Source organism: Kitasatospora sp. NPDC032121, assembly GCF_055580145.1.
The window spans coordinates 57,894-81,684 of the sequence record NZ_JBVILX010000024.1 but is presented as its reverse complement, the minus strand read 5'-3'; the positions used below and the strand labels follow the sequence as shown (position 1 = coordinate 81,684).

At 73.3% G+C, this 23,791-nt stretch carries 17 protein-coding genes; 3 read left to right on the top strand and 14 right to left on the bottom strand.

Features of this window, described 5'->3' with window-relative positions:
• Nucleotides 1-62: 62 nt before the first annotated feature.
• Nucleotides 63-1,745, bottom strand: a complete 1,683-nt coding sequence (locus tag ACZ5OX_RS35640; protein ID WP_465635997.1) for a WXG100 family type VII secretion target — start codon at nucleotides 1,743-1,745, stop codon at nucleotides 63-65.
• A 44-nt stretch (nucleotides 1,746-1,789) separates the two neighbouring features.
• Entirely contained in the window at nucleotides 1,790-2,281 is a 492-nt protein-coding gene (locus ACZ5OX_RS35635) for a hypothetical protein (protein WP_465635995.1), read from the bottom strand.
• Nucleotides 2,282-2,669: 388 nt separating this feature from the next.
• Here ACZ5OX_RS35635 and ACZ5OX_RS35630 point away from each other — a divergent pair, with 388 nt between their 5' ends.
• Nucleotides 2,670-4,685, top strand: a complete 2,016-nt coding sequence (locus ACZ5OX_RS35630) for an FUSC family protein (RefSeq protein WP_465635993.1) — start codon at nucleotides 2,670-2,672, stop codon at nucleotides 4,683-4,685.
• Between the two features lie 126 nt (nucleotides 4,686-4,811).
• On the opposite strand, the gene ACZ5OX_RS35625 is transcribed toward ACZ5OX_RS35630, so the two are convergent.
• From ACZ5OX_RS35625 to rsmI, 7 genes are all read right to left on the bottom strand, one after another.
• Complete coding sequence (locus ACZ5OX_RS35625; protein ID WP_465635991.1) at nucleotides 4,812-6,638, bottom strand: ABC-F family ATP-binding cassette domain-containing protein; 1,827 nt, start codon at nucleotides 6,636-6,638, stop codon at nucleotides 4,812-4,814.
• Nucleotides 6,639-6,909: 271 nt separating this feature from the next.
• On the bottom strand, nucleotides 6,910-7,827 hold the full coding sequence (locus ACZ5OX_RS35620) for a 4-(cytidine 5'-diphospho)-2-C-methyl-D-erythritol kinase (protein ID WP_465635989.1): 918 nt from the start codon (nucleotides 7,825-7,827) through the stop codon (nucleotides 6,910-6,912).
• Nucleotides 7,824-8,732, bottom strand: coding sequence for a 16S rRNA (adenine(1518)-N(6)/adenine(1519)-N(6))-dimethyltransferase RsmA (gene rsmA / locus ACZ5OX_RS35615; RefSeq protein ID WP_465635988.1), 909 nt, complete (start codon nucleotides 8,730-8,732; stop codon nucleotides 7,824-7,826). The genes ACZ5OX_RS35620 and rsmA overlap by 4 nt, the downstream gene beginning before the upstream one ends.
• A 146-nt stretch (nucleotides 8,733-8,878) precedes the next feature.
• Complete coding sequence (locus ACZ5OX_RS35610; RefSeq protein WP_449790403.1) at nucleotides 8,879-9,757, bottom strand: TatD family hydrolase; 879 nt, start codon at nucleotides 9,755-9,757, stop codon at nucleotides 8,879-8,881.
• A gap of 1 nt (nucleotide 9,758) precedes the next feature.
• Complete coding sequence (gene metG, locus ACZ5OX_RS35605; protein WP_465635986.1) at nucleotides 9,759-11,381, bottom strand: methionine--tRNA ligase; 1,623 nt, start codon at nucleotides 11,379-11,381, stop codon at nucleotides 9,759-9,761.
• 84 nt (nucleotides 11,382-11,465) lie between these two features.
• Nucleotides 11,466-11,891 carry a hypothetical protein gene (locus ACZ5OX_RS35600; RefSeq protein WP_449790401.1) on the bottom strand — a complete coding sequence of 142 codons (426 nt, stop codon included), beginning with the start codon at nucleotides 11,889-11,891 and terminating at the stop codon, nucleotides 11,466-11,468.
• Nucleotides 11,892-12,126: 235 nt separating this feature from the next.
• Entirely contained in the window at nucleotides 12,127-13,056 is a 930-nt protein-coding gene (rsmI, locus tag ACZ5OX_RS35595; protein WP_449809509.1) for a 16S rRNA (cytidine(1402)-2'-O)-methyltransferase, read from the bottom strand.
• A gap of 97 nt (nucleotides 13,057-13,153) precedes the next feature.
• Here rsmI and ACZ5OX_RS35590 point away from each other — a divergent pair, with 97 nt between their 5' ends.
• Both ACZ5OX_RS35590 and ACZ5OX_RS35585 read left to right on the top strand, forming a co-directional pair.
• A complete protein-coding gene (locus ACZ5OX_RS35590; RefSeq protein ID WP_465635984.1) occupies nucleotides 13,154-14,944 on the top strand; it encodes a dolichyl-phosphate-mannose--protein mannosyltransferase in 1,791 nt (596 codons plus the stop codon).
• A 187-nt stretch (nucleotides 14,945-15,131) separates the two neighbouring features.
• The gene (locus ACZ5OX_RS35585; protein ID WP_449790399.1) at nucleotides 15,132-16,889 is read left to right on the top strand and encodes a penicillin-binding transpeptidase domain-containing protein; all 1,758 of its coding nucleotides are present in this window, start codon (nucleotides 15,132-15,134) and stop codon (nucleotides 16,887-16,889) included.
• Between the two features lie 68 nt (nucleotides 16,890-16,957).
• Here ACZ5OX_RS35585 and ACZ5OX_RS35580 read toward each other — a convergent pair whose 3' ends face one another.
• The 5 genes from ACZ5OX_RS35580 to ACZ5OX_RS35560 form a co-directional block, all read right to left on the bottom strand.
• Complete coding sequence (locus ACZ5OX_RS35580; protein ID WP_465635982.1) at nucleotides 16,958-18,394, bottom strand: glycosyltransferase 87 family protein; 1,437 nt, start codon at nucleotides 18,392-18,394, stop codon at nucleotides 16,958-16,960.
• Between the two features lie 127 nt (nucleotides 18,395-18,521).
• Complete coding sequence (locus tag ACZ5OX_RS35575; RefSeq protein ID WP_465635980.1) at nucleotides 18,522-20,012, bottom strand: amino acid permease; 1,491 nt, start codon at nucleotides 20,010-20,012, stop codon at nucleotides 18,522-18,524.
• 250 nt (nucleotides 20,013-20,262) lie between these two features.
• Nucleotides 20,263-21,771, bottom strand: a complete 1,509-nt coding sequence (locus ACZ5OX_RS35570) for a penicillin-binding transpeptidase domain-containing protein (RefSeq protein ID WP_465635978.1) — start codon at nucleotides 21,769-21,771, stop codon at nucleotides 20,263-20,265.
• On the bottom strand, nucleotides 21,768-23,123 hold the full coding sequence (locus ACZ5OX_RS35565; protein WP_465635976.1) for an FtsW/RodA/SpoVE family cell cycle protein: 1,356 nt from the start codon (nucleotides 23,121-23,123) through the stop codon (nucleotides 21,768-21,770). The genes ACZ5OX_RS35570 and ACZ5OX_RS35565 overlap by 4 nt, the downstream gene beginning before the upstream one ends.
• 115 nt (nucleotides 23,124-23,238) lie before the next feature.
• On the bottom strand, nucleotides 23,239-23,742 hold the full coding sequence (locus ACZ5OX_RS35560) for a DUF1269 domain-containing protein (protein ID WP_465635974.1): 504 nt from the start codon (nucleotides 23,740-23,742) through the stop codon (nucleotides 23,239-23,241).
• Nucleotides 23,743-23,791 lie beyond the last annotated feature (49 nt).

Here is a 23,791-nt window from a genome sequence, read left to right as displayed (position 1 = left end):
GCGCCCCGAACAAGCCTGCCCGGCCACTGGGGAAGCCCAGTGGCCGGGCAGTCGTTGCCGTCCTACTCAACCACGTCCGGGTTGCTGTGCGGGGTACCGCTCGTCCAGGTTTCCTCGTCCTCGTGCAGGTAGTCGGCCCGCTTGCGGCGGTCGCGCTCGTTCCGGCCTCCGTGGCCCGCCGTTCCGGGCGCCATCATGCCGTTCTGCCTGGACGGGGACCCGCCTTCGGCAGCGCCCGCCGCGCGGTTGCGCAGGCCGGTACCGCCCGGAGTGAACTCCCCTCCGGCCGTCGGCCCCTTGCGGCCGCCGACCGTGCCACCGGTGGTCGAGGACAGGCCCCGGGCACGTGAGCCGCCGCCGGCGCCGACAGCGCCACCGTGGGCGCCGCCCATGCCGGGGTGCATGCCGCCGCCCATGCCGGTCGCCCCACCGACCCGGCCACCGCCGGCCCCCGCCTCACGGGCGCCGAAGACCGTTCCACTGGGCAGCCCCGGGTTGCCACCCTTCGCCTGCCCCGGACCGCCGCCGAACTGGGTCGTACGCGCCGGGATCTGGCCGCCGCCCTTGTTGGGGACGAAGCCGCTGCCGCCACCCTTGGCCGGGATGGAACCGCCACCCGTTCCGGTGGGGAAGCCCGGGACCGGGCCGCCGCCGGGGATACCGGGCCCGTTGTTCGAACCTCCCGGCCCGTTCGGGTAGCCGGGAAGGGTGGTCGGTCCGTCAGTGGGCAGGTGGCCGCCGCCGGGGCCGTACGGGCCGGTCTGGGTGGGCAGCGTCGGCGAGGGGGGCAGGCTGTTGAGGTCGGTGCCCGGACGGTTCACCGGGTCCGACGGGTGGTACGGCGGGATCGAGGTCCCCGGGTCCTGCGGCGCGGGCGGCACCTGGCCGCCGCCACCGTGCGGCGGGGGCGGGGTGTTGCCCGGGTTCGACGGGCCGGGGCCTCCGGAACCGGGGTCCCGGGGCAGGACCTTTCCGCCGCCGTAGGTTTCGCCGCCGCCCGGGTGGACGCTCCCACCCGTGCTGCCCCCGCTGGTCCGCGGGTTGCGGACAGGCCCCCCGGAACCGGCATTGCCACCGCTGCCTCCCGAGACCGCAGTGGAGTCGTACTTGTTAGTCCCCTGGCCGGGCGTCCCCGGCAGAGCCAGGTCAGCACCGAGCCCGTTCAGCGTCGTTGCCGCGGCGGCGTACGCCTGCCCCAGCTTCTCCATCTGGTGGATGGCTTCCTGGTGCGCCTTGTAGACACGCTGCGCCGCGGCATCAGCCTCCGCTGCGGTGACCCACGTGCTGGGATTGCGCTTCTTCATGATCGAGTCGAGATTCGCGGGAGTCGGCCCCTCCAGCGTGAAGTTGGCCAACGTCTGGGCCGCAGCGTCGGGCGCGCCCTGGTGCTTCCGGGTGTTCACCGTGGCGATGTCACCGGTCGGCACGTCCGGCACGGCGGACTTGGCGAGGCTGAGTGCCTCGCCGGCCTGGTGCATGGCCCCGCCCGCGCCCGCCGAGTAGTTGCCCAGCAGCTCGGCCGACTGCTGGAGGTTGCCTGCCCAGGTCTTGAAGCTCTCGGCGGCCGGCCCTTCCCAAGTGATGTTGCCGATGTGCGACTTGAGCGCCTGGCTGAGCTCCTTCAGAACGCGTCCGGCGTCCTGGAGCTTGTTGCCACGGTCCAGCACCAACGACGGCTCGGCGCCGGTGACCATGCCCTTGAGCCCAGAGTGGTCGATCGCTTCGAAGTTCGTTCCGTCTGACACTGCCTACTCCCCGTTTCCCCGTGAACCGCCTCCACCGACTGCCATCAGAAGTTCCCGGTGCCAGCGCTTGATCCGGTCGCCGGCGCGGTGACGCCCGCACCCTTCGCGACCGCGTTCTGGGCTGCCGTCGTGTGGTCTTCGTTGGTCGAGTAGGCACTCGCCGACTTCATGACCGCGTTCTTCATCGCCTCGATCTGCGACACGAAGTCCTTGTGCAGCTGGACGAGCTGGGCGTGCACCTTCTCGTAGGCGCTGGTCAGGGCCGTCGCCTCGGCGAACTCCGCGCTCGCGAAGCTCTTGCCCGTCAGCTTCTGCTCCTGAAGCTTGTACGGCGCGGCCGCCGAACCGTCCATCGCGGCGAGCAGGGCCTCGACCTTCCCCGCGAACGTCGTGAGCGTGTCGAGCTCGACCTTGACGTCCTGCTTGCCGAAGGCCGCCACCAGGTCGCCGGCGCTGACGTTGGTCTGCACCGTGCTGACGATGGGCGCGAGGTTGATCCCACCGACCCAAGGCAACGTGATCTTCTGGTCCAGCATGAACGGCGTCGCGTTCCCCGAAGGGTTCGCCGGTGCAGGCGTCCCCGACCCGTCCCCGTTAGCTCCTGCCACAGCAGTTCACCTCTCCCCCATACGGCCGGCCGCGCCCGGGCGTCCCGGGCGGCCGCGTGCCGCAACACACCGTCAACTTCTGGTTCGCGCCGTCCTGGTCGGCACGCCGACCGCCCTGTGGACGGGCTACTCCTCCGTCATCGTAGTCACCCCCCCTGTCGGACCGGCAGGGCCCTTGGCCCGCCCGTACGCGATCGGTACGAACTTGACACGTACGAGGCGCCGCTGCAGCCCTGGGTAGACTGACCCGGTACGCCCCATCTGCCGCGCAATGTCGCACAGCAGCGACCCAAGGCCGCAGAACGGACGTGACCGCGTGAGCTCCTCCGACGCCTCCCCTTCCCCCTGGTGGGCCCGTGCCGCGCGGCCCGCGCGGCCGCCGCTGCCGGTGGCGCTGATGGTGCGGGCGGCGGTGGGGATGGCGCTGCCGTTGGCGGTGGGGCTGGTGACGCACCGGCTGGATCTGGGGGTGTTCGCCGGGCTCGGGGCGATGCACGCGACGATGAACGACCGGGTCGAGCCGGGCAGGTTGCGGGCCGCCCGGATCGGGACGGCGGTGCTCGCCTCCGCGCTCGGCATGCTGATCGGCACCGCCCTCCAGCACACCGGCGCGGACGGCGTGGGCCTGGGGGTCGCGCTGACGCTGACCGCCTTCGCGTCCGGCGCGTTGAGCGCGACGGGTCCGCGTGGTTCGGCGGCCGGGATGCTGCTGCTGGTGTCGGCCGCGCTGGGCAGTGGGATGCCGCTGCCGCGGCCGTGGTGGGCGGCGCCGCCGATGATGCTGGTCGGGGCCGCGTTCGTGGTGCTGCTCGGGCTGCTGCCCTCGGGGGCGCCGAACCGGCCTGCCGGGGATCCGTGCAACCGGGCGCTGGCCGCCGCGTACGAGGCGCTCGGCCGTACCCTCGCCGACCTGGGCGGCCCGCGGGCGGCGGCCTCGCGCCAGGTGCTGACGGCCCGCCTGAACCAGCTCCAGGACCTGCTCGGCACGAACCGCACGAACCGCACCAGCCGCACGAGCAACACCGGCCGCCGGAGCGGCCGGGACCACCGGGACCGCCAGGAGCGCCGCCGCCGGATGTACGAGGCCGCCCTCGCCGCCACCGAGGCCGCGACCGGTCTGCTGTGGGCGCGCCGCCCCGTCCCGCCGGAGGTGGCCGAGGTGCCGGCCCGGCTGGCCGCCGCGGTGCGGCAGGGCGGTGGCGAGGTCGCCGTGCCCGACTGGCGGCCCGACACCCCCTCCCGGCAGGCCCTGGACGTGGCCCTGCGTGCCGCCGCCGACACGGTGGCCGGTCGCGACACCCGGATCGGGACCGCCCCCGCGCCGCCGCCGGACCCCTGGCGGCTGCGGGCGCGGCTGCTGTCCCGGGGCTCGGTCCGGTACGGCCTGCGGGTCGCGCTGTGCATCGCGGTCGGCTCGGCGGTCACCGCCAACTTCCCGCTCAGCAAGAGCTACTGGGTGCCGATGACGATCGCCTTCGTGCTCAAGCCGGACCTCGGCTCGGTGTTCCTGCGCGCGGTGAGCCGCTCGGTGGGCACGGTGCTCGGGGTGGCCGTGACCGCGGCGCTGCTGATGGTCACCACCGACGAGTGGGCGTTGACGGCGATGGCGGCCGGCTGCGTGGCCCTGCTCCCGTACGCCACGGCGGCGCACTACGGGCTGAACACCGTGGTGATGACGCCGATGGCGCTGATCCTGCTCCAGCTCGGCGGGCAGAGCAGCGCCGCCGAGTTCTGGCCCCGGGTCCTGGACACCGTGCTGGCGAGCGCGATCGTCCTGCTCTTCGGCTACCTGCTGTGGCCGGAGCGGCCGCGCCACCGGATCGAGCCCCGGCTGGTCGAGGCCACGACCGCGCTGCGGGCCTACCTCGACGCCGTCGTCCTCGACGCGAGCGTCCTCGACACCACTCTCCGGAACGGCAGCACCCACGCCGGCAACGCCCAGGTGTGGCTGCGCCGCACGGCCTACCGGTCACTGGCGGACGCCCGCCGGGAGGTACGGCAGGGCCTGGCCGAGCCGCCGCCCACCGGCCGGCTGGCCGAGCGGTGGCTGCCGGCGACGGCGGCGCTGGAGCGGCTGGGCGGCGCGGTGGCGGCCTTCGCCGCGCAGATCCGGTACGGCGGCCGGGTGCCGGACCCGTCCGAGGTCGACCGGGTGCGGACCGCGCTGGACGAACTGACCGCCGCCGCCCGGGCGCACCGCCCACCGACGGCCCCGCCGGCCCCGGCAGCCCCGACGGACCGTCCGGCCGCCCCGCACGACCCGACGCGCAGCGCGCTGGGCCGTGCGGCCCAGGAGCTGGAGACGCTCCTGGGCAACCGGCCCGCCGGGTGACCCCGATCGGAGCGGGGTGACCCCGGTCGGAACCAGGCGACCCCGATCGGAGCGGGGTGGCCCCGATCGGAGCGGGGTGACCCCGGTCGGAACCAGGCGACCCCGATCAGAGCCGGGTGACCGCGATCAGACCTGCTCGGCCAGCTCCAGCCAGCTCATCTCCAGCTCCTCCTTCTCCTCCCGCACCGCGCGCAGCTGCGTGTCCAGCTCCGCGACCTTGGAGAAGTCGGCGGCGTGCTCGGCGAGTTGGGCGTGCAGCTTGGACTCCTTCTCGTCCAGCTTGGCGATCTGACGCTCCAGCTTCTGCATCTCCTTCTTCGCCGCCCGCAGGTCCCCGCCGGAGAGCCCGGCCGCGGCGGCGGTGGTGTCGGCCGGCGCGGCCGCGGCGGCGGAGGGAGCCGCAGCCTGAGCCGCGGCGGCCATCCGGGCCCGGCGCTCCAGGTACTCGTCGACGCCGTTCGGCAGCATCCGCATCTTCTTGTCGCCGAGCAGCGCGTGGACGGTGTCCGTGGTGCGCTCGATGAAGAAGCGGTCGTGGCTGATGACGATCATCGAGCCGGGCCAGCCGTCGAGCAGGTCCTCCAGCTGGTTGAGCGTCTCGATGTCCAGGTCGTTGGTGGGCTCGTCCAGGAAGAGCACGTTGGGCTCGTCCATCAGCAGCCGCAGCAGCTGGAGCCGGCGCCGCTCGCCACCGGACAGGTCGCCGACCGGCGTCCACTGCTTGTCCTTGCCGAAGCCGAACTGCTCGCACAGCTGGCCGGCGCTCATCTCCCGGCCCTTGCCGAGGTCGACCCGCGAGCGGATCTGCTCGACGGCCTGGAGCACCCGGGTCGCCGGGTCCAGCTCGGCGACCTCCTGCGACAGGTACGCCAGCCGGACCGTCTTGCCGACCTTGATGACGCCGGACGCCGGCTGGACGTCGCCCTCGCTCGCGTACGCGTCGCGCAGCGCGCGCAGCAGCGAGGTCTTGCCGGCGCCGTTGACGCCGAGCAGGCCGATCCGGTCGCCGGGGCCGAGCTGCCAGGTGATGTTCTCCAGCAGCAGCTTCGGGCCGGCCTTGACGGTCACGCCCTCCAGGTCGAAGACCGTCTTCCCGAGCCGCGCGTTGGCGAACTTCATCAGCTCGGACTTGTCGCGCGGCTCCGGCACGTCCGCGATCAGGGCGTTGGCGGCCTCGATCCGGTAGCGCGGCTTGGAGGTACGGGCGGGGGCGCCGCGGCGCAGCCAGGCCAGCTCCTTGCGGGCCATGTTCTGGCGCTTCTGCTCCTCGACGGCCTCGATCCGGGAGCGCTCGGCGCGGGCGAAGACGTAGTCGGAGTAGCCGCCCTCGTACTCGTGCACCTCGCCGTGCTGGACGTCCCACATCCGGGTGCAGACCTGGTCGAGGAACCAGCGGTCGTGGGTGACGCAGACCAGCGCGGAGCGGCGCTTCTGGAGGTGCTCGGCGAGCCAGTTGATGCCCTCGACGTCGAGGTGGTTGGTGGGCTCGTCGAGGACGATCAGGTCGGGCGAGCCGAGCAGCAGCTTGGCGAGGGCGATCCGGCGGCGCTCGCCGCCGGAGAGCGGGCCGATGACGGTGTCCAGGCCGTCGGCGAAGCCGGGCAGGTCGAGGCCGCCGAAGAGGCCCTCGATGATGTCGCGGATCCGGGCGTCGCCGAGCCACTCGTGGTCGGCCCGGTCGGCGATCACCTCGTGCCGGATGGTGGCCTGGGGGTCCAGCGAGTCGTGCTGGGTGAGGACGGCCATCTGGAGTCCGCCGGAGTGGGTGATCCGGCCGCCGTCGGGCTCCTCCAGCTTGGCGAGCATCCGGATCAGGGTGGTCTTGCCGTCGCCGTTGCGGCCGACGACGCCGATCCGGTCGCCCTCGCTGACGCCCAGGCTGACCGCGTCCAGCAGGGCGCGGGTGCCGTAGACCTTCGTGACGGACTCGATGGTGGCGAGGTTGACGGCCACGTGTGCTGCGCTCCTGGGTTCGGCGGTCGCGGGGCGGCCCGCCGCTCGGCGGTCGGGCTCCCCTGTCGGGGACACCCCGATCTCCCCAGCCTAATGGGCCCGCCGGAGCGCCTTCACCGCGTCAGCCCGCCACGAGCCGACCCCGCCCCGCCACGAGCCGGACCCCCCACCACGAGCCGACCCCACCCCCGCCACGGGCCCGTCCACCGACCCGGCCACCACGGCGCCGCCGCCCGCCATGGACCGGCCCCGCCCCCGCCACGAGCCGTTCTCAGCCCACCAGGGACGCGCCCGGCACCGGCCCGTGCGTGGCGTGCGCCGTCCGGCAGGTGCCGGAGGCCCGCAGCGCCGAGGCCACCGCGGCGGCGGCCTCGGCGTCCTTGGCCAGGAACGCGCAGGTCGGCCCGGAGCCGGAGACGATCGCCCCGAGCGCGCCCGCCTCGGTGCCGGCCCGCAGGGTGGCGGCGAGCGCGGGGCGCAGCGAGAGCGCGGCGGGCTGGAGGTCGTTGGCGAGCGCGGCGGCCAGGGCGACGGTGTCGCCCTCGGCGAGCGCGGCGAGCAGCGCCGGGTCGGCGTCCGGGGTGGGGACGTCGGTGTCGCTGGAGCCGGTGCCGGCCTCCTCGCGCAGCCGGTCGCACTCGCGGAACACGGCGGGGGTGGACAGGCCGCCCTCGGCGACCGCGAAGACCCAGTGGAAGGTGCCCTCGACGGCCAGCGGCTCCAGGATCTCGCCCCGGCCGCGGCCGAGTGCGACGCCGCCGAGCAGGGCGAACGGCACGTCGGAGCCGAGTTCGGCGGCCAGCTCCAGCAGCACCGGCAGCGGGGTGTCCAGCTGCCAGAGCGCGTCGCAGGCGACCAGTGCCGCCGCGCCGTCGGCGCTGCCGCCGGCCATGCCGCCGGCGACCGGGATGGCCTTGGCGATGTGCAGGTGCACGCCGGGGTCGGCGATGCCGTGGTGGGCGGCGAGCAGCCGGGCGGCGCGGGCGGCGAGGTTGCTGTCGTCCAGCGGGACGACGGCGGCGTCCGGGCCGGAGCAGCTCAGCGTCACGCCCTCCCCGGGAGCGGCCGTGACCTCGTCCTCGAGGGCGACGGCGAAGAAGACGTTGGCCAGGTCGTGGAAGCCGTCGGCGCGCAGCCCGCCGACCCCCAGCTGGACGTTGACCTTGGCCGGTACCCGTACGGTGATCACGCGGCGTCCTCGGCGGGCTTGTGTTCGGCGATCGCGGCGAACTGCTCCACCGTCAGCATCTCGCCGCGCAGCTTGTGGTCGATCCCGGCGGCCGCGAGCGCCTGCTCGGCCCGGGCGGCGGAGCCGGCCCAGCCGGCAAGTGCGGCGCGCAGGGTCTTGCGCCGCTGGGCGAACGCGGCGTCGACCACCGCGAACACCTCCTCGCGGCTGGCGCTGGTCTTCGGCGGCTCGCGGCGGATCAGCGAGACCAGCCCGGAGTCGACGTTGGGGGCGGGCCAGAAGACGTTCCGCCCGATGGCGCCGGCCCGCTTCACGTCGGCGTACCAGTTGGCCTTGACCGACGGAACGCCGTACACCTTGTTGCCCGGCTTGGCGGCGAGCCGGTCGGCGACCTCGCTCTGCACCATCACCAGGGTCCGCTCGATGCTGGGGAAGGTCGCCAGCATGTGCAGCAGGACGGGCACCGCGACGTTGTACGGGAGGTTGGCGACCAGCGCGGTGGGCGCCGGCCCGGGCAGTTCGGTGACCTCCATGGCGTCGCTGAACACCAGGTCGAAGGCGTCCGCCTTGCCGGGCATCCGGGCCGCGACGGTGTCCGGCAGGTGCTGTGCCAGCACCGGGTCGATCTCGACCGCGGTGACGTGCCGCGCCACCTCGAGCAGCGCCAGCGTGAGCGAGCCGAGCCCGGGCCCGACCTCCACGACCGCGTCCTGCTCCGTCACCTCGGCGGCCCGGACGATCCGCCGCACGGTGTTGCCGTCGATGACGAAGTTCTGCCCGCGCTGCTTGGTCGGCTTCACGCCGAACGCGGCCGCCAGCTCCCGGATGTCGGCGCTGCCCAGCAGGGGGGTCCCCCCGGCCGGAGACTGGGGGCGGCTGTCAGGGGTGGGGTCGGTGGTGCTCACGCGCCAAGGATACGGGCGCCGGGGCCCTCGGAGTTCGACGGCCTCGGCGAGGTCGATCTCCACCGGGAACGGCACCGAGGCGCGGCGCCCGTTCGCCCCGGCTCAGTACCCGAAGGCCCGCGCCTCAGTACCCGAAGGCCCGCGGCTCAGTACCCGAAGGCCCGCGCCGTGTTCTCCGCGATGGCCGCGGACAGCTCGTCCTCGGCCAGGCCCAGGGTGGCGGCCATCGAGCGCACCGTGACCGGGATCAGGTACGGGGCGTTCGGGCGGCCGCGGTAGGGGTGCGGGGTGAGGAACGGGGCGTCGGTCTCGACCAGGATCCGGTCCAGCGGGGTGGCGAGCAGGGCGTCGCGCAGCGGCTGGTTGGCCTTGAAGGTGACGGGGCCGGCGAAGGAGAGGTACCAGCCGTGCTCGGCGCAGGTCTTCGCCATCTCCGCGTCGCCGGAGTAGCAGTGGAAGACGGTCCGCTCCGGGGCGCCCTCCTCCAGCAGGACGGCGATGACGTCCTCGTGGGCGTCCCGGTCGTGGATGACCAGGGCCTTGCCGTGCCGCTTGGCCATCTCGATGTGGCGGCGGAACGACTCCTTCTGGATCTCCACGCCCTCCGGCCCGGTGCGGAAGTAGTCCAGGCCGGTCTCGCCGACCGCCAGCACCTGCGGCAGCGCGGCGAGCCGGTCGATCTCGGCGAGCGCCTCGTCGAGCGCCGCCCGACCGCCCGCGAGCCGCTGCTGCCCGGACCATCCGTCCGCGTCGCCGAGGAAGATCCTCGGCGCCTCGTTCGGGTGCAGGGCGACGGCCGCGTGCACCTGCTCGTACTGCGCCGCCAGTTCGGCGGCCCAGCGCGAGCCGGGCACGTCGCAGCCCACCTGGACCACCGTGGTGACCCCGACCGAGGCGGCCTTCGCGAGGCCCTCGGCCGGGGTGCCGGACTGCATGTCGAGGTGGGTGTGCGAGTCGGCCACCGCCACGGCCAGGGGTTCCGGCAGCGGCGGCGGGGTCGACCGGGCGTCGTCCTTGGCGGCCATGTCAGGCGGTCGGCTTCTCTTCGAGGCGCGGGAAGAGGATCTCGCCCTTGGTGACGGTGGCACCGGCGGGCAGCCGGCCCCAGTCGGCCACGGTGGCGACGGTCTGGGCGCGGAGCGCGCCGAGTCCGGCGGCCTCGGCGCCCAGCGAGACCCACAGCTTCTCGGCGGTGGACGGCATCACCGGGTTGAGCAGCACGGCGGTGGCGCGCAGCGACTCGGCGGCGGTGTAGAGGATGGTGGCCAGGCGGGCCCGGCCCTCGGCCGAGTCGTCCTTGGCGACCTTCCAGGGCTCCTGCTCGGTGAGGTAGCCGTTGACCTGCTTGACGAACTCGAAGATCGCCGCGATGCCGCCGGCGAAGTCCAGCTCCTCGCCGATCTTCCGGTCGGCCGTCTCGGCGGCCCTGGTCAGCCCGTCCGCGACGGCCTGCTCGGCGTCGCCGGCCGCGGTGGCCTCCGGCAGCACCCCGTCGAAGTACTTGCCGACCATCGCGGCGACCCGGGAGGCCAGGTTGCCGAAGTCGTTGGCCAGCTCGGAGGTGTACCGGGCGGTGAAGTCCTCCCAGGAGAACGAGCCGTCGGTACCGAACGGGATCGCCCGGAGGAAGTAGTACCGGTACGCGTCCACGCCGAAGTGCGAGGTCAGGTCGGTGGGCGCGATGCCGGTCAGGTTGGACTTGGACATCTTCTCGCCGCCGACCATCAGCCAGCCGTTGGCCACGACCCGCTTGGGCAGCGGCAGCCCGGCGGCCATCAGCATGGCGGGCCAGATGACGGCGTGGAAGCGGAGGATGTCCTTGCCGACCAGGTGGACCGAGGCGGGCCACAGTTCGGCGAAGCGCTCCGGGTCGCTGCCGTAGCCGGCCGCGGTGATGTAGTTCTGCAGCGCGTCCACCCACACGTAGAGGACGTGCTTCTCGTCCCAGGGCAGCGGCACGCCCCAGTCGAAGGTGGAGCGGGAGATCGAGAGGTCCTTGAGGTCCTGCTCGACGAAGCGCAGCACCTCGTTGCGGGCCGAGGCGGGCTGGATGAAGTCCGGGTTCGCCGCGTAGAACTCCAGCAGCTGCGGGCCGTAGGCGGAGAGGCGGAAGAAGTAGTTCTCCTCCTCCAGCCACTCGACCGGCCGCTTGTGCACGGAGCAGAGCTTCTCGTCCGCGGTCGCGCCGTCGAGCAGCTCGGACGGGAGCTTGAACTCCTCGCAGCCGACGCAGTACGGGCCGGAGTAGCCGCCCTTGTAGATCTCGCCCTTGTCGTACAGGTCCTGGACGAACTCCTGCACCCGGGCGGTGTGCCGCTCCTCGGTGGTGCGGATGAAGTCGTCGTTGGCGATCTCCAGGTGCTCCCAGAGCGGCTTCCAGGCCTCTTCGACCAGCTTGTCGCACCACTCCTGCGGGCTGACGCCGTTCGCCTCGGCGGTCCGCATGATCTTCTGACCGTGCTCGTCGGTCCCGGTCAGGTACCACACCTTCTCGCCGCGCTGGCGGTGCCAGCGGGTGAGGACGTCGCCCGCCACGGTGGTGTACGCGTGGCCCAGGTGGGGGCGATCGTTGACGTAGTAGATGGGGGTGGAAACGTAGTACGCCGGGGCGTTCGCCCCGGTGGTGCTGTGGTCTGCAGTGGCCGCCATGGTCGGAAAGCTTAGTCGGGCGCGCGGACCGCCCTCGACCGAGTTGTTCCCCGGCCGGGGGCGGACCGTCCCGTCACCCCGGTGTCAGCCCAGGAGCCGCGACCAGAACCGGGCCCAGCGTCCGCGCGGCCGGACGGGCTCGGCCACCGGGGGCGTCCCGGCGGGCTCGGCGTGCGCCGGGTAGCCGGGGGCGTGCTGCCAGGGCTGGTCGGCGGAGGCGACCCGGCCCTCGCGCATGATCCGCACGGTGTGGCCGCCGCACCCCGGGCAGGTCGGCTTGAGCAGCGGGGACGGCACCCGGACGCCGTTGGCGTGGTACTCGAACACGACGTGGCCGTCCCTGGCCACGTGGTGCTCGATGTCGTACGCCTGCTCCCAGCCGTACCCGCAGCGCAGGCACGCGAAGGAGTAGGCCTCCCGTACGGTCTCGACGGGAGTGTGCGGCCGGCCGGCCAGACCGGCCGTGCTCAGTGCGCTGCCACTGCGGGGGCTACCGACAACATCGCTCATGGCCGTCTCCCAGCGCCCGCCGGACGCTCGTCCGGCTGGGTCTTTCCCTTCCAGGGAATGCCCGGACCACCTCGGCCGACGCCCCACTTGTGAAGACTTGGATGCGGGTTGGGGAGCCCTATACGAAGGGCCTCCCCGAGACCGGGAACCGCGACCGAAGCTTCAGCTCAGCGGGTGTTTACCGGGGCCTTCCCTCCACGGTACGACTCCCCGTGAGCAACGCAACCCCCGGTGTTCACTCCTTTCCCGGAGCCCCTCCCGGGGACTTTCCGGGGGACTTTCCGGGGGACTTTCCCGGCGCCTTTCCGGGGGCGTTCTCCAGGCCCTCCTTCTTCGCCGCCACGACCGCGTCGAAGACCTCCCGCTTGGGCAGCGAGAGCTCCACCGCGACGGCCGCGATGGCCTCCTTGCGGCGCTCCCCGGCCTCCTCGCGGACGGCCACCAGCCGGGCCAGCTCGGCCGGGGTCAGCTCCTGGGGCGCGGCCGGCGGGGCGCCGGCGACCACGACGGTGATCTCGCCCTTGACGCCGTCGGCGGCCCAGGCGGCCAGCTCGCCGATCGGCCCGCGCTTGACCTCCTCGTAGGTCTTGGTGAGCTCGCGGCAGACGGCGGCCGGCCGCTGCGGCCCGAACGCCTCGGCCATCGCCGTCAGCGCCTCGGCGATCCGGTGCGGCGCCTCGAAGAAGACCATGGTGCGCGGCTCGGCGGCGATCGAGGCGAGCTGCCGGGCCCGGTCGCCGCTCTTGCGCGGCAGGAAGCCCTCGAAGGTGAAGCGGTCCACCGGCAGGCCGGACAGCGCGAGCGCGGTGAGCACCGCCGAGGGCCCGGGCACCGCGGTGACCTTGACGTCGGCGGCCACCGCGGCGGCGACCAGCCGGTAGCCGGGGTCGGAGACGGAGGGCATGCCGGCATCGGTGACCAGCAGCACCCGGGCGCCGCCGAGCAGCGCCTCGACCAGTTCGGGGGTGCGGCCGACCTCGTTGCCCTCGAAGTAGGAGACCACCCGCCCGGCCGGGGTCACCCCGAGTGCCTGGGTGAGCCGGCGCAGCCGGCGGGTGTCCTCGGCCGCGATCACGTCCGCCGTGGCCAGTTCGTCGACCAGTCGGGGCGGGGCGTCCGAGACGTCGCCGATGGGGGTGCCTGCGAGAACGAGTACTCCTGTCACGGTCCCCATCCTCGCAGCTGCCGCGCGCCCGGGGCTTTTGGTGACGATTCGGTCAGCTTCCGAGGGAGCGGACACGCGTGCGAAGAGCGCCCCTACGATGTGGCGGATGAACGGCGACACGGCGGCGCAGACGCCCACTGGTACGGACCACTCCGCGTACGGCGGCGTCGGCCTGCCGTCCCCCCGTCCACCGCAGGACGGACCCGCCGGCTGGCGCGAGCGCCTGGCCCGGTACGGCTACACCGCCCGCCCCGCCGCGCCGCTCACCGAGCGCCTGGTGCCGCCGATGCCGGACGGCCCCCGGGTGACGCCCGGGGACGTGCCCCAGTCGCCGCTGCTGCTGCGGATGGGCGTCTCGCTGCCGCAGGGCCTGTGGGTCTTCCTCTGCCGCTGGGCGGGCTGGCTCGGGCCGATCGCGGTGGCGGTGTTCGCCGGCCTGCTGCGGTTCACGAACCTCGGGCAGCCGCACGCGATCATCTTCGACGAGACGTACTACGCCAAGGACGCCTACGCGCTCTGGCACGGCGGTTACGAGATCAGCTGGCCGGAGGACGCCAACACCACGATCATGACGCCCGGCGCGGCCGTCCCGTACCGGGCGACGCCCTCGTACGTGGTGCACCCGCCGGTGGGCAAGTGGATCATCGGCGTGGGCGAGCAGCTGTTCGGCATGAACCCCTTCGGGTGGCGGTTCGCGGTGGCCCTGCTCGGCACCCTCTCGGTGCTGATGGTGGCCCGGATCGCCCGCCGGATGTTCCGCTCCACGCTGCTGGGCTGCGTGGCGGGCCTGCTGCTCTCGGTGGACGGCCTGCACCTGGTGCTCAGCCGGGCCGCCCTGCTCGACCTGGTGGTGATGTTCTGGACCCTCGCCGCCTTCGGCTTCCTGCTGCTGGACCGCGACCGCACCCGGGCGCTGCTGGCCGCGAGGCTGGGCGGGGTCGAGAACGCCGAGCTCGCCCAGCGGCTGAACCTGGGCTGGCGCCCGTACCGGATCGCGGCCGGCGTCTGCGTCGGCCTGACCTGCGCCACCAAGTGGAGCGGCCTGTACGTCGCGGCCGCCTTCGGCCTGCTGACCGTGCTCTGGGACGTCGGCGCCCGCCGCCTGGCCGGCGCCCCGCGCCCCTTCGTGGCGGTGCTCGCCCGGGACGTGGTGCCGGCCTTCGTGTCGGTCGTCGTGGTCTCGGTCGCCGTCTACATCGCCTCCTGGTGGGGCTGGTTCGCCAGCAGCACCGCCCCCGGCCAGGGCGGCTGGGGCCGTGACTGGGCGGTCGGCCGCTCCACCGACTTCCCGTGGATACCCGAGGCCCTGCGCGCACTGTGGCACTACCACTCGACGGTCTACGACTTCCACGTCGGCCTGAGCGACCCGCACACCTACCAGTCCAACCCCTGGTCCTGGCTGGTGCTGGGCCGACCGGTGTCCTTCTTCTACGAGTCCCCCAAGTACGGCCAGGCCGGCTGCACCGCCGCCGACTGCGCCCGCGAGGTGCTGGGCATCGGCACCCCGCTGCTGTGGTGGACGGGCGTCGTGGCGCTGGCCTACTGCCTGTGGCGCTGGGCGGCCCGGCGGGACTGGCGGGCCGGCGCGCTGCTCTGCGGCCTGGCCGCCGGCTACCTGCCCTGGTTCGCCTACCAGCAGCGGACGATCTTCCTCTTCTACGCGGTGGTCTTCGTCCCGTTCCTGGTGCTCGCGGTGACGATGCTGATCGGCGCCCTGATCGGCCCCGCCGGCGCCTCCCGGGACCGCCGGATCATCGGTTCCACCGCGGCCGGCCTGCTGGTCCTGCTGATCGTCTGGAACTTCCTCTTCTTCTTCCCGCTGTTCACCGGGCAGACGATCCCGCTGGAGGACTGGCGCCGCCGGATGTGGTTCAACAGCTGGATCTGACCGCCGGCCCGGCGCGCACCGGGTTCCCACGATTCGTCCGTATGCGGTGTACGGCACGTACCAGATCCGTCACAAGTGCCGGGCGATTCGCCGGCGCACCGATCCGCGCTGCCTAGGGTGGGGGGGTACCGCGTTTCCGGCCCCGGCCGGTTGCGCCCGGCCGCGAGACCCCTGGGGGACCTGCACCATGCGCAGTGGCGCGAAGATCGGCATCATCACCGGCGTGTCCATCGCCGTCCTCGCGGGCGGCGGCTACGGCGCGTACAGCCTGATGAGCGGCTCCGACGGCTCCGGCGGCAAGAAGCCGCGCACCGTGCTCGCCGAGCCGCCGTCGGCCGAGCAGGCGGCTGCCGGGATGAAGGACTTCCTGACGGCCTGGGCGGCCGGCGACATCGCCAAGGCGGCCTCGCTCACCGACGACCCGGCCGCGGCCACCACCGCCCTCACCGCCTTCAAGGACCAGGTCAAGCCGAGCGCGCTGACCCTCACCCCGTTCGGCCCGACCACCCAGCAGGTCTTCTCCGCCGCCACCGGCACCCCCGCCCCGGCCGCCAAGCCGTCCGCCTCGGCCTCCGCGACGCCGGGTGCCGGCACGCCGGGCGCCGGCGACTCGCCGTCGGCCACGCCCGGGCCCACCGGCACGCTGATGTCGTACAAGGCGCGCGCCGAGTTCGCGGGCACCAACCGGGCCTGGGACTACCAGGGCTTCCTCAGCGTCGTGAAGATGAGCGACAACACCCCGGCCGTGCACTGGGCGCCGTCGGTGATCCACCCGCACCTGTCCGGCAACGAGACCATCTCCGTCCAGCCGGTCTTCGCCCCGCCGTCCACCGTGGTGGACCGCAACGGCAAGCCGATCCAGGGCGCCTCGCTCACCACGACGCTGATGACCACCCTCCAGGACAACGCCAACAAGCTGCTGCCGCCGGACCCGGCCAAGGACCAGGACGCGGGCACCGCGGTGGTGATCACCGACCCGGCCGGCAAGGGCGCCGTGGACAAGCTGTTCACCATCGTCGAGCCGAAGCCCGGCAAGCCGTTCAAGGTGACCATCGACAACACCCTCCAGGCCGCCGCCGAGAAGGCGATGACGGACCTGGCCGGCAAGCCCGGCTCCGTCGTGGCGATCGAGCCGAGCACCGGCCAGGTGCTGGCCTTCGCCAACTCGCCGGCCACCGGCCAGAACCGGGCGTTCCTCGGGCTGCTCGCGCCGGGCTCGACGATGAAGATCGTCACCTCGGCGGCGCTGCTGGAGGCCGGGGTCAACCCGGACACCGTGGTCGCCTGCCCGGAGAAGAGCAGCAACCCGCACGCGATCCCGAACTCGTTCCCGGGCGCCTTCCCGACCAACACGCTCCAGCAGGACTTCATGATGTCCTGCAACACCGCCTTCATCGACCAGGGCCTGACCAGTCTCAAGCCCGAGACGCTGTCCGGCACGGCCAAGGACGTGTTCGGCATCGGCCTGGAGTGGAAGACCGGCCTGCCGAACACCGACGGCAAGGTGCCGCCGACTCCGGGCAGCAAGGACGAGCAGGCCATGAACTACATCGGCCAGGGCAAGGTCCAGATGAACCCGCTGGCCATCGCCTCGGTCACCGCCACCGTGCAGAGCGGCGAGTTCAAGCAGCCGATCCTGGTCGCCGAGCTGCCGCAGCAGAAGGCCGCCCGCCCGCTCTCCCCGGACGTGGACGCCAAGCTGAAGGCGATGATGGCGGCCACCGCCACCGGCGGCACCGCCAGGGACGTGATGGCCGGCATCACCGACAACGCGGGCGCCAAGACCGGCTCCGCCGAGGTCGCCGGGGTCGACGTCACCAACAGCTGGTTCACCGCCTACCGCGGCAACCTCGCGGTGGCCGCCGAGGTGCAGGGCGGCGGCCACGGCGTGGACGCGGCCGGGCCGGCCGTCGCCTCCATCCTGAAGGCCGCCGGCGGTCGCTGAGGCCCCCGACGAGCGCCGAGCCCGCCCGGCCCCGGAGGGGCCCGGCGGGCTCGGCGCCTTCCCGAGCGCTAGCGACGCGGCAGGACCGGCTGCCGCCCGCCGCGTATCCGGGCGGCGGGCGGCACCGGGCGCCGGCCGCTCCAGCGCCCGGCCGCCAGCCGGGGCCAGATCACCAGCACCGCCGGCAGCGCCAGGTACCCGAACCGCCCGGCCGGGGCCAGCATGAAGGCGATGGCGAGCCCGGCGGCCAGCAGGTCGGCCGCCGCGATCGCGGAGACCGGCGGCCGGGCCAGCAGCCAGATCGCCACGCCGACCAGGGCCACGGTCATCAGCGCCAGCGAGATCGCGTGCCCGGTGGGCCCGAAGCCGGCCAGCACCTTGCCGGGCAGCGGGCTGCCCGCCGGGGTTCGGATCGCCGTCATCCCGAGCGGGAAGCGCACCACCTGTTCGCGCAGCGCGTCCGCCTGGGTCAGCGCGGAGGGCAGGATCACCAGCGCGCTCACCCCGACCCCGATCAGCGCGGTCCTGGCCGCGGGCCGCCGGCCGTACAGCCGCCAGAGCAGCAGGACGGCGACGGGCAGCGCGGGCCAGGCCGTCCACTTGAGGGTGCAGGCGAGGGCGAGCACCAGCCCGGCGCCGACCGTGCGGTCCCGCTCGGCGAGCGCCATGGCCAGGCAGCAGACCCCGATCAGCGGCAGGTCCACCCCGCCGACCACCAGGGCGAGCGCGATCAGCGGCGAGGCGGTGAGGACGGCCAGCGGCAGCAGCGGCGCGCGCGGGTGGCCGCCGCCGGGCCGGGTGGGCCGCAGCAGCCGCCAGGCGGCCAGCAGACAGGCGAAGAAGGTCAGCGCGAACCAGATCCGGGCGTCCCCGGCGACCCTCGCGAAGGCGGTGGAGTCGCCGAGCAGCTGGCGCGGCATCCCGAACAGGGACATCGCCGGCAGGTACGGGTCGTAGTCGGTGACCACCACCGGGTGCGGCAGGTACGCGGTGCCGGTGGTGAGCAGCAGGTGGGCCGAGCGTTCGACCACCATCACCTCGGACTGGTGGCGGCCGTGCAGGGCGAGCAGCCCGAGCGGGACGAGGACGGCCCCGACGAGGGCCACCGAGGCGGCGGCAGGGGCCGCGAAACGGCGCGGCAGGGTCAGGCAGAGCAGTCCGGCCAGGAGGTAGGCGGGGGCCGCGATCAGGCCCCACAGCCGCTGGTTGTCCAGGTCGGAGACGAGCGGGAAGGCGGCGGCCCAGCCGGCCGCGACCAGGCAGCCGAGCAGTTGGGCGGTCCGTGTCGAGACGAGCCCGGCGAGCCCGGCGGTGTTCGGTCGGTCGGGCGTGGGCGGAAAGGTGCTCTCGCCGCGCTGTCGGGGGAAGGGGCGGACGGAGAAGCCGCGCGGGGGTCGTCCGGGTCTGGACGACGTCTCGATCGCGCAGGTCTGGGCCGGCGTTCTGCCGCGGCCGGTGAAGCGGCCGCGCGGGCGGGAGTGGCCGGGCGTGCGGGTGCTCACCATGGTGGAAGGTTATGGGTGCGAGCCGGGCCGTGTCGCCATGGCGTCGGACACCGGACGGGGATGGCGTGAAAAGGGCCGCCGGACGCCTCGGCGGTCGACGGCCCTTCACACGGGGTTCGCCTGCGGATCAGCCGGCGCTGCTGTCCGAGGACACGGACGCCCGCTCGGCCTGCTCCAGCCGGGAGTGCTTGATGCTGTAGCCGAAGTAGACGACCACGGCGACGGTGAGGGCGATCGCGCCGGCCCGGAAGGTGTCGGCGTGCAGGCCGGTGATCAGGTAGATGCAGAAGCCGACGCTGAGCAGCGGAACGACCGGGTAGCCGGGCACCTTGAAGCCGCGCGGCAGGTCGGGCTGGGTGCGGCGCAGCACGATCACGCCGATGGACACCACCGAGAAGGCGATGAGCGTCCCGAGGCTGGTGATGTCGGCCAGGATGTTCAGCGGGACGAACGCGGCCAGCGCGCCCACGCCGAGGCCCACCACGATGGTGTTCCACACCGGGGTGCCGCTGCGCGGGGAGAGCTCGGCGAAGCGCTTGGGCAGCATGCCGTCGCGGCCCATCGAGTACAGGATGCGGGTCTGGCCGTAGATCACCACGAGGGTGATGCTGAAGATCGAGACGATCGCGCCGACCGCGAAGAGCATCGCGGGCCAGCTCTGGCCGGTGATGTCCTGGAGGATCTGGGCGAGGCCGGCCTCCTGGCCGTCGAACTTCTGCCAGGGCTGGGCGCCGATGCCGCCCAGGGCGACCAGGATGTAGAGCAGGGTCACCACGACGAGCGAGATGATGATCGCCATCGGCAGGGTGCGGCGCGGGTTCTTGACCTCCTCACCGGCGGTGGACACGGCGTCCAGGCCGATGAAGGAGAAGAAGATGCTGGACGCGGCGACCTGCACGCCGCCGATGCCGAGCGGCATGAACGGGGTCAGGTTGCCGGAGTGGAAGCCGGTGAGCGCCACGCCGATGAACAGCAGCAGGATCAGGATCTTGATCCCGACCATCACCGCGTTGACCTTCACCGATTCGCTGACGCCGCGGATCAGCAGGACGCAGACCATGGCGACCAGCAGCAGCGCCGGCAGGTTGAACCAGTGGCCCCCGCCCGGCGCGCCGGACAGCTGCTCGGGGATGGTGAACCCGAAGGCGAGGTCGAAGAACTTGTTCAGGTACTCGGCCCAGCTGACCGCGATGGCGGAGGCGGAGACGCCGTACTCCATCAGCAGGCAGATGCCCACGCCGAAGGCGACGCCCTCGCCGAGGGTGGCGTAGGCGTAGGAGTACGAGGAGCCGGAGACCGGGATCGCGGAGGCCATCTCGGCGTAGCAGAGCGCGGTGAGCCCGGCGGTGATCGCGGCGATCACGAAGGACAGGATGACGGCCGGGCCGGCCGAGGGCACCGCGGTGTTCAGCACGAAGAAGATGCCGGTGCCGATGGTGGCGCCGATGCCGATCGAGGACAGCTGCCACAGTCCGATCGAGCGGCGCAGGTGGATGCCGGAGCGCCCGCCCTCCTCGGGCGCGCCGGCCGGGAGGGCGTCCTTGCCTTCGGTCTCAGCGATCAGTGTCGAGACGGGCTTGCGTCGCAGCAGACGCGCACCGAGGGTGTTGCTGGCCAAAACTGCGGTCCTTCTGGGCGGGGGGAGGGTGACCTGGCGTCTGGTCACCCGACATGCCACGGGGTGTCATCACGAGGACCAACCGAACAAAGATGGGACAGTCTCCGGCGAAAGCACCAGTGTCGCAAACGAACAGTACCAACCGGCGCATTGTCCGAATCGGCGCATATCGATGCACAAACCGGACACTTCGTAAACGGCGCACCCTCCGCCGGACCGTTAAAGCAGCAGCTCAGCACCCCCGCCGGGGTCATCGGCCGAGCACCGCGCGCATCACCGACCGGGCGATCGGCGCGGCCAGCGCACCACCCGTCACGTCGGTGGCGTCACTGTCCGCGACCACCACCGCCACCGCCACCGGTGGCACCGCGTCCGAACCGGCCGGAGCGGCCCAGGCGATGAACCAGGCGTACGGTGTCCCGCTGTTGCCCACCCCGTGCTGGGCCGTCCCGGTCTTGCCGCCGACCACCGCCCCGGCGATCCGGGCGTTGCCGCCGGTGCCCTTCTCCACCACGTCGGTCATCAGCCCGCGCACCTGCGCGGCCACCGCCGGCGTGATCGCCCGCTTGTAGACGGACGGCCGCATCAGCTGCACCGTGGTGCCGTCGCTCCTGGTCAGCCTGTCCACGAGCTGCGGACGCATCACCGTCCCGCCGTTGGCGATCCCGGCGGCGACCATCGCCATCGTCAGCGGGGTGGCCGCCGTGTCGAACTGCCCGATCGAGGAGAGCGCCAGCTGCGCGTCGTCCATCCGGGTGTCGAAGTTCGACCGGGCCGCGCGCACCGGGACGTCCAGCTTCGCGTCGTTGAAGCCGAAGTCCCCGGCGATCGCGGCCATCCGGTCCAGCCCGACCCGCACCCCCAGGTGGCCCAGCACGCTGTTGCAGCTGGCGGTCATCGCCTCGGCCAGCGACAGGCCCGCCCGGTCGCACACCGGGGTGTCGTTGACCAGCGGCGTGGTCGTACCGGGCAGCACGTACGGGTACGGCGCGTCGGTCGGCGCGTCCGGGTCGGTGACCACCCCGTCGGCCAGCGCGGCCGCGGCGGTGACCACCTTGAAGGTCGAGCCCGGCGGGTAGGTCTGGCGCAGCGCCCGGTTGAGCATCGGCTCGTCCGCGTCGGCCTGCAGCCGGTTCCAGGCCGCCTGGTCGTCGGCGCCGTACCCGGCGAAGGAGCCCGGGTCGTAGGAGGGCGTGCTGGCCAGCGCCAGGATCCGCCCGGTGGCCGGCTCGATCGCGGCGACGGCGCCCTTCCGGTCGCCGAGCCCGCGCATCGCGGCCCGCTGGGCGGCCCGGTTCAGCGTGGTGTACACGTCCCCGCCGGGGTTCTGCCGGCGGGAGACGGCGTCCCAGACCGGCCGACCCGCCAGCCGGCCGTCGGTGCCGGTCAGCAGGTCGTCCTCGGTCGCCTCCAGCTGGGTGGTGCCGTAGGCCTGCGAGGCGAAGCCGGTGACCGCCGCGTAGGTCGGGCCGTCGGTGTAGTCGCGCTTGTACGCGTACCGGCCTCCGGTCGGCTCGGAGCCGGTGACCGGCTGCGAGCCGACCATGATGTCGCCGCGCGGCTGGGCGTAGCGCTCGATGGTGCGCCGCTGGTTGGCGCTGTTGTGGTTGAGCTCCTTCGCCTGGAACACCTGCACCCGGGTGGCCTGCGCGCACAGCGCCGCGATCAGCAGCAGGCAGAAGGTGGCCGCCCGGCGCCCGGTGACGGAGATGCCGGGCAACCCCTGCGGGCCGTTTCCCCCGGGCCGCGCGCGCGTCATCGGACCTCCTCCGGAGCGGGCCGCCTCGCCGTGTCGCTCATCCGCACCAGCAGCGCGACGATGATCCAGTTGGTGACCACCGAGGAGCCGCCCTGGGCGATGAACGGCATGGTCATCCCGGTCAGCGGGATCAGCGCGAGCACCCCGCCCGCCACCACGAACACCTGGAGGCCGACGATCGCGGCCAGGCCGATCGCCAGCAGCCGCCCGAACGGGTCGCGCAGCGCGATGCCGGTCCTGAAGCCCCGCGAGACCAGCACCGCGTACAGCAGGAACACCGCGATCAGCCCGGTCAGCCCGAGCTCCTCGCCGATGGTGGCGAGGATGAAGTCCGACTTGGCGGCGAAGCCGATCAGCACCGAGTGCCCGTTGCCGAGCCCGGTGCCCAGCTCGCCGCCCCAGGCGAAGGCGAACAGCGACTGGGCGATTTGGTTGGCGCCCCGGCCCGCCTCGATCGAGCCCAGCGGGTCCAGCCAGTCCGTGACCCGGCTGTGCACGTGCGGCGAGAGCCAGCCCACCGCCACCGCCCCGACGGCGGCCAGGCCCAGGCCGATGGCGATCCAGCCGGTGCGCGCGGTGGCCACGTAGAGCATCACCACGAACAGGCCGAAGAACAGCAGCGAGGTGCCGAGGTCGGTCTCCAGCACCAGGACGCCGACGAACGCCGCCCAGATCAGCAGCACCGGCCCGAGCACCCGCCCGGGCGGCAGCTGCAGGCGCCACACCCGGCGTCCGGTGAGCGCCAGCGCGTCCCGGTGCACCGCCAGGTAGGCGGCGAAGAAGACGGCCAGCAGGATCTTGGCGAACTCCCCCGGCTGGAAGGAGAGCGGCCCGATCACGATCCAGATCCGGGAGCCGTACACCGGCGGGAAGAAGATCGGCAGCACCAGCAGGACCAGCGCCAGCAGCGCCCCGATGTACGCGTACCGCTGCAGCCGGCGGTGGTCGCGCAGCAGCAGCACCACCGCGATGAACAGCGCCACCCCCAGGGCCGACCAGAGCAGCTGGGTGGAGGCGGCACCGGCGCGCCCCGGCGTGGCGCGGTCCAGCCGGTAGATCACCACCAGCCCGATCCCGTTCAGCAGCATCGCGATCGGCAGCAGCAGTGGGTCCGCGTACCGGGCCCGCCACCGGACCACGCCGTGCGCCACCAGGGCGAGCACACCGAGCGCGGCACCGTACTCGGCCGCGTCGGCCGGCACGTGGCCGTCCAGGTTGACGCCGACCTCGACGTAGCCGTAGACGGCGATCAGGACGGCGCCGACCACCAGGACGAGTTCGGTGGTGCGCCTGGTCGGCACCGGCCGGCTCGGCCCGGCGGCGGTTCTCGGCACGGCGGAGGGTGTCGCCACGGACCGTCCTGGGATGGGGAAGGACCCGGTGCCGCCGGCCGGGGGGACGCCGACCGGGGCGGACCGGCGGCGGGGCGGGTCCGCCCCGGGGGGAGCGGCGGTCAGACGGGGAGGGTCAGGCGGAGGCCTGGGAGCGGGAAGCCTCGACGGTCGCCTTCAGCTCGGCCTCGGCTTCGGCCGACAGCGAGGTCTGGATGATCCGCCCGCCGAAACGGGCCAGCGCCGGGACCACCTTGTCGGCGGTCGCCTTGCGCACCAGCAGGAAGACGGCGGCGGTGCCGGGCTGGAGGTGCTCGCCGACCTGGCGCATGAAGTCGTCGTCCACCCCGATGTCGGTGGAGGCGCCGACCGCGGCCCCGGTCGCACCGCCGACCGCCGCGCCCACCAGGGGCATGAAGAACAGCAGGCCGATGACCCCGCCCCAGAGCGCGCCGCCGGCGGCGCCCGCCCCGGTCGTGCTGACCTGCTGGTGCAGCTTGATCCGGCCGTCCGCGCGACGCTCGACGACGACCGCGTCCTCCAGCTCGATCAGCTTCTGCTTCTGGAGCCCGATCGCTTCGCTGCGCACCGCCTGGGCGGTGGCGAGGTCCGGGTAGGCGATCGCGAAGAGGTTGCTCACTGCGGGGTCCTTCCAGGGTGTCGGACAGGCCGGGGAGGGGCGCCCGTGT